This is a genomic window from Thalassoroseus sp. (genome assembly GCF_984380535.1).
On sequence record NZ_CFHRBF010000003.1, the window covers coordinates 466,358 to 472,381 of the forward strand.

At 50.1% G+C, this 6,024-nt stretch carries 5 protein-coding genes and 1 pseudogene; all 6 read left to right on the top strand.

Annotated elements, in window-relative coordinates:
- Nucleotides 1-972: 972 nt before the first annotated feature.
- Entirely contained in the window at nt 973-1,992 is a 1,020-nt protein-coding gene (locus AC5DDB_RS06140; RefSeq protein WP_491738809.1) for a DUF4268 domain-containing protein, read from the top strand.
- A gap of 216 nt (nt 1,993-2,208) precedes the next feature.
- Nucleotides 2,209-2,973: a hypothetical protein gene (locus AC5DDB_RS06145; RefSeq protein WP_491738810.1), complete on the top strand. Its 765-nt coding sequence runs from the start codon at nt 2,209-2,211 to the stop codon at nt 2,971-2,973.
- Nucleotides 2,970-3,584: a hypothetical protein gene (locus tag AC5DDB_RS06150; protein WP_491738811.1), complete on the top strand. Its 615-nt coding sequence runs from the start codon at nt 2,970-2,972 to the stop codon at nt 3,582-3,584. Before AC5DDB_RS06145 ends, AC5DDB_RS06150 begins: the two co-directional genes overlap by 4 nt.
- Nucleotides 3,585-4,471: 887 nt before the next feature.
- Nucleotides 4,472-4,840: a DUF1257 domain-containing protein gene (locus AC5DDB_RS06155; protein ID WP_491738812.1), complete on the top strand. Its 369-nt coding sequence runs from the start codon at nt 4,472-4,474 to the stop codon at nt 4,838-4,840.
- Nucleotides 4,837-5,034 (top strand): DUF2997 domain-containing protein, encoded by a 198-nt coding sequence (locus AC5DDB_RS06160; protein WP_491738813.1) that lies wholly within the window; start codon nt 4,837-4,839, stop codon nt 5,032-5,034. Before AC5DDB_RS06155 ends, AC5DDB_RS06160 begins: the two co-directional genes overlap by 4 nt.
- Nucleotides 5,035-5,075: 41 nt before the next feature.
- Nucleotides 5,076-5,972: pseudogene (locus tag AC5DDB_RS06165) on the top strand (AAA family ATPase); the annotation flags it as partial.
- Nucleotides 5,973-6,024 lie beyond the last annotated feature (52 nt).

Below are 6,024 nucleotides of genomic sequence, written 5' to 3' on the forward strand. Positions count from 1 at the left end.
AAAGGGCAACCAAACGTCAACCTGACACGCCCTCAAGAAAATAAAGTCATTTTGAGCGTAGCGATTATCGCGAAAACACGGCGCACCGAGATGACTATCTGACAGGTAATTGATCGGCAACATGCTCTTCATACGTGTATTGTTTTCAATACTGCTCAAATACTCGGGGCAATGGCTCATTAGACCAAATATAGAGGTTGCCAAGAACCAGGCTGCACGTCGACGACGCCGAGTTCATCATTCCGGTCTGTCGGGTGGACCATCGCCTGAAATCTGCGCTCCAACTCTTGATTTGCCCGTAAACTGTTGCGCATCGCTTCGTTCATTTTTGCGCAACAAGCGGTTATCCTACGAAATCTTCTGTTGTGAGTCGTTCGATTCGAATCGTCGTCTCACGAGTGGCTCGTACATTTTTCACTCACATGTTTTCATTCCGAACCAACATCGAAATCCAGGTAGTCTTGGTAAGAGCAAATCAGTATTCGTCGACGCGGTCGCATACGCACTCGCCAAACTTGTACTGCTGGATTCGCATGTCAACAAGGAATTCAAATGGTTGAGATTCTTCATGATTGCGTTTATACCATTCGTGCAAAGGACGAACTTTGACAGAACGAAAAATGGCAACGATTTAGCTTTGTCGAGAAACGCGAATGGAAGAAGGGAGCCGAGATTTTCCAGTGTGCCACCACGGCTGAAAAGCAGGTCGTGTTGTTTTTCTCCGACGCGACACAAGTCGGAGCACTGATCTACGCGGCTTTGCTGCATGACTTGCAGATTGCAGATGGCGAAACGCAGGTTACAGTGTCGAGTTTGCTTCGACTTCGTAGTCGGCAATCAGACGAGTTGATCGTGAAGAGTACTGGTAACCCGATTTCGGCCAATGATATTTGCCCTTATCGGATTTGTGAAACTCCGTCTTGGGCACATCGTCTTAACTGGAAATCGGTAACAAGCCGGTAGGAGTACTTCATGGCGACGGTCGATCTTGGGCGTCTTGAAAAGGTTGATGTCCGTACGGTTTGGGTCAATGAAGCGGGAGACTTCACACCGTGGTTGGCCCTCGAAGACAACATCGCTCTCTTGGGGGATACGATTGGGATCGACCTTGAGGTCGAGGCTCAAGAGAAGAACGTTGGCCCCTTCCGTGCAGACATTCTCTGTAAAGATACGGCTACAGATCATTGGGTCCTCATCGAGAATCAGCTCGAGAAGACGGATCATACGCATCTCGGGCAACTCATTACATACGCCGCCGGGTTGAACGCTGTGACGATTGTCTGGATCGCCGCTCGATTTACTGATGAACATCGAGCCGCCCTGGACTGGCTGAACGAAATGACCGGCGCGAATATCAATATCTTCGGATTGGAAGTCGAATTATGGCGGATCAGTGACTCTCCCATTGCGCCCAAGTTCAATGTGATCAGCTCTCCCAATGATTGGGCTAAGCGAGTCGCCCAGGGAACTAAGTCCGCTGAGAACATGGCTCTCACTCCAGCAAAGGAAATGCAAGTTCAGTTTTGGACGGGCTTTCGTGAGCACGTTCAAACTCTAGGGGCCAGTTTCAAACCAACAAAACCTTTACCCCAGCACTGGATGAACATTGCAGTCGGTCGAAGTGGCTTCAAATTGAATGCAATTGCTTCGTTGATCGATTCGCAGTCAGAGAGCTACGATACTCACGAGATTCGCGCAGAATTGGAACTTGTTGACAACAATGCCAAGCTTTACTTCGCTCAGCTCTACGAGATGAAAGATCGAATCGAACAGGAGCTCGGAGAGACGCTCGTGTGGTACAACCCAGAAAATCGGAGAACGTGCCGTATTTATTTGAGAAAGACTGTTGATCTCCATAACCATGATGAATGGCCTCAATACCACGAATGGCTTCGAATCAAATTGGATACAATGCGAAAAGTCTTCAGCCCGATTGTCAAAGCGATGGATATTGAAACGATCTCAGCAGATTCGGATGAATACGAGAATTGACGGTACGATGAGCTGACGACTTCTTTTGACGGTCGCATCCTCCGCAACATGCCGAAGGTCGTCACGGTGCACTGTTATGAGGATTAGTCGAAGACGGCAGAGCGAGAACAATGTTTCAACTTTGCAAGAACGACGCCCTTCGATGCCTCGGCAAATCAAAGAAACTGCACATTGTCTTTCGTCAAATATGTCGTTCATTTCAGAGATAGAATTTCGATGCTTCAAGCACTTCTGCATGGCAAGCTCTCGCGCGATCAGCAGAACATGGAGGACGTTCTCACGTCAAACGTCTTTGGATTGCTGCGTTATGTTCCTGCAACTCTTGGATTGTTGCCCTTGCTTTCGCGTTCAAAGTCAATAAACGGGAGCCAGCCGCTGGACTGGATGGCAGACTTAGGCGACACAGATATCAACTCGGTAGACTACGCCTTTTGGCCTTACCTGAGTGAAGGAGACGGCAAACCCTGTGAGCCGGACTTGGTAGTCCGCCTGCAACTTCCAGCGAATCGCAAATTGCTTGTCTTGATTGAGGCGAAGTATAGGTCGGGAATATCGTCTCAAGCTAGTGCGTCAGATGAACCTTTGAACGATCAACTTGCCCGGGAATTAGACAACTTGATTCTAACTGCAAGAAAAGAAGCTGCCGAACCATTCTTGATTTACCTGACCGATAGTATTGGTTTTCCCGAATCCGATGTGATCGAATCGATTGCCGAGTACCAGGAAAAACGCCCCGGCAACTTGGTGAAGACAGCTTTATTGGCTTTGAGTTGGAGAGAAATCCCGGAAGTCTTTGACTCAAGCGACAACCTAATCCTTAAGGACCTCTGTTCTCTATGCCAGAGGCTAGGACTGTCCTTCTTTCATGGAATGCACGTGCCGCGATGGCAGCAGCAGAGATTATGGCGATTTAATCCACTCCCCCACCGTTGGATTCGATTAGACGATACAACAAAGATCAATTGGAGGTTTAATCCGTGACTGATGACAGCCAACTTGTCGCCCAAACATTTCACGAAATGCGTCGGTTCTGCAGCGACATCGCATTGCTTCTGAAAACGGGCGAAGAGGTTTTTCGCCGTCATGGATGGACGACGGCGCAACCCGATAAGACAAGCGTTTATTCGCAAAGTTACAGCTTGGACCGGCCAAGAGGTTGGTTGCCGTTGCGATTCTTCCGGTATTATTCCCACCCGGAGTTTTCATCGACGCTCGCATATCTCGCGGTCGTCATCAACCTTCCAGTGGGACGGGAAAATGAAGACGGAACGACGTATTTGACTGCCGGTGCATTTGACTACGGACGCTCTCAGGGGTGGGGAAAAGGACCGACAAGCAAAGATACAAAGTTGTTCCAATGGCATTTGGTTCGCAAGGATGCGGCGTACGACGGAGTGCCAACATGGCATAAAACACCTTTCGAGTGGTCTGAAGCCAATCAACCAGATAAGTGGCAGCAGGTGATCACGGGAATTCAATCTGCTGTAACTCTTGGACTTCCACTTCATGAAGTAACTGATGCAGGCCAACTTGAATCACAGGTCATTAAGCCTCTCCTCGCTGAGATTGCAAACCGTTCGAGCGTTCATTAGCCCAGTTTTAAAGCTTGTATTTGCAAAGCCGAGACTCTGGCTTACAGAAGGTTAGATGATCGCCGCATCACAACATATTGATGACCTGATCAGTTTTGCTCGTATTGCGATGTCACGGAACGGGATGCGAATGACTTTCATGCACCTGCTCCCCCCTGTGATACGCCATTGTAAACCATCAGTTTGGATGGGAACCAATGGAGGGCCAGCTGGATAGTAACGTTTTATTTGCGCATCCTACGACGAGGATAGACGACTGGCAGCCACATCCCCTGTCGAAGACATCGCCGGTGCAACTTCGGAGACGATCTCAGCTGCAGCTGCTAAATCATGTTCTGCGTAAACCTCGGTGATTTCGGGATCAGAGTGCCTAAAAATACTTTGGCGGCTTCGATCCAGAAGCGTTTGCAGATTAGCGTCGAACAAATGTTTTGTCGTTAGTTAAACTTCAATCGTGTTCCAGACACCATGAGCCCGGAAGTCGATTCTGTGCGATGTCTCGATCGGTTTCAGGTAATGTGACCGCCCACCGAAGATCAGATCGTTCCAAGCACACGTTAGGGGTCACCTCGCGAGTCTGTTCTCGACATTCATTTGCGAGTCCGCCCCACCGTCTAACTAGTCTGCAATTGGACTGCCGAGATGGACCGCTTGCTTGACCCATTCGCTGGAATAAAACCGCCACCCCATCGAGGCCGTTGGATTGAACACACAGCTAAATTTCTGCCCAAATCGTGTCAAGATACTTGAACGCGATCGCGTTAGCCGTTGAGCGTGGAATTCATTGGCCAGAGAGCTCCGAAAGCGACCTCTGAAAAAGGTCCTTTCGGGGCTTTTTTACTTTGAAATTACCGCTTCTGATCAGCTCATCTACGCAAAGGAGAGAAATGTCACACGTCGTAAAGATTCAGACGGAGGTTCGGGACCCTATCGCGGTCGGGTTGGCATGTACGCGACTTGAATTGCCGCAACCGCTGGAGGGAACGTTTCAACTGTTTAGCAGTTCGGTGAGTGGGATGGGCGTGGTGTTGCCAGAGTGGCGATACCCGGTCGTTTGTGCAACGGCGACGGGGCAGGTCCGTTACGACAATTACGAGGGACGCTGGGGTGACCCCGCTCACCTTGATCGGTTTCTGCAAGCCTATGCCGTCGAAAAAGCCAAACTCGAGGCCCGTCGACAGGGGCATACCGTTACCGAGCAGTCATTGGATGACGGTTCAATCAAACTCACTGTCAATGTGGGAGGAAATGCATGATTCGAACGATCGAGATTATTGTCGCTCCGAATGGTCAGTCGCGAATCGAAACCAGAGGGTTTACCGGCAGCGATTGTCGTCTGGCAAGTGACTACATGGAACGCGCGCTGGGACAACGAACAGGTGAGCAGCTGACTGCCGAATTCCATCAGTCAACGGACACACAGAATAGCGAACATAACAAACAATACTAACAGTCAACTTCAAAACCGTTTTTTAGAAAGAGGAGCATCCATTGAGTCTCCGAACTCGCTTCACAGAATACGTCCAAGCCTGCTTCACGGGAATCTGGATCGAGTCTCACGAGCATTAGGATGTGTTATCAGACATTACGCAGATTTGTCACGACGAGCATTGGCAACTCGCGAGGTGGAATATCGAATCCGGACTGAGCTTTGCTGCTCATGACGGTGCCGACGCGGCTACAAACGATCCGTTGGCAGCAATCCGTTCAATCAACTCACTGGCGTCGGCAGGAGGGACGGCTATTCTGGTGCTTCAGAACTTTCATCGGTTCTTGCAATCTGCCGAGATCGTCCAGGCGTTGGCCCAGCAAATCATACTAGGGAAACAAAACCGTACGATCATCGTAGTGCTCTCACCAGTCGTACAGATTCCCACCGAGTTGGAGAAAATGTTCGTTGTCATCGAACATGATCTGCCGAACCGCGAACAATTGGAGGGAATCGCTCGGGGTATTGTCACCGAAGCGGATGAACTTCCTGACAGCTTGGAAATGGAGACCGTGCTGGATGCGGCGGCCGGTTTGACGAGGATGGAAGCGGAAAACGCATTCAGTTTGTCGCTTGTGCGTCAGTCGCGGATCACGGCTGAGGCGGTGTGGGAACTGAAGACGCAAACGCTTAAGAAAAGCGGTCTACTGTCCTTGCATCGCGGCACGGAAGAGTTCAGCCATCTGGGTGGCCTCGCATCCCTCAAAGCATTCTGCAAACGTGCGTTGCTCCAACCCAGTCGCGGAAATCCGCTTAAACGTCCACGGGGTGTGCTATTACTCTCACCGCCTGGTTGTGGAAAATCGCAATTCTGCAAAGCTCTTGGAAACGAAGTCGGCCGTCCGTTACTGACCCTCGATGTTGGCAGTCTAATGGGATCGTTGGTTGGTCAAAGTGAGTGCGCCGTTTAACGGCAAGTTGAATCCCACGCTCAGCGTGGGCAGGTGTGGA

Bases quoted from the DNA above. Each gene is read 5' to 3' on its own strand.
- AC5DDB_RS06155 (WP_491738812.1), top strand. From the start codon at position 4,472: ATGTCACACGTCGTAAAGATTCAGACGGAGGTTCGGGACCCTATCGCG.
- AC5DDB_RS06145 (WP_491738810.1), top strand. From the start codon at position 2,209: ATGCTTCAAGCACTTCTGCATGGCAAGCTCTCGCGCGATCAGCAGAAC.
- AC5DDB_RS06160 (WP_491738813.1), top strand. From the start codon at position 4,837: ATGATTCGAACGATCGAGATTATTGTCGCTCCGAATGGTCAGTCGCGA.
- AC5DDB_RS06140 (WP_491738809.1), top strand. From the start codon at position 973: ATGGCGACGGTCGATCTTGGGCGTCTTGAAAAGGTTGATGTCCGTACG.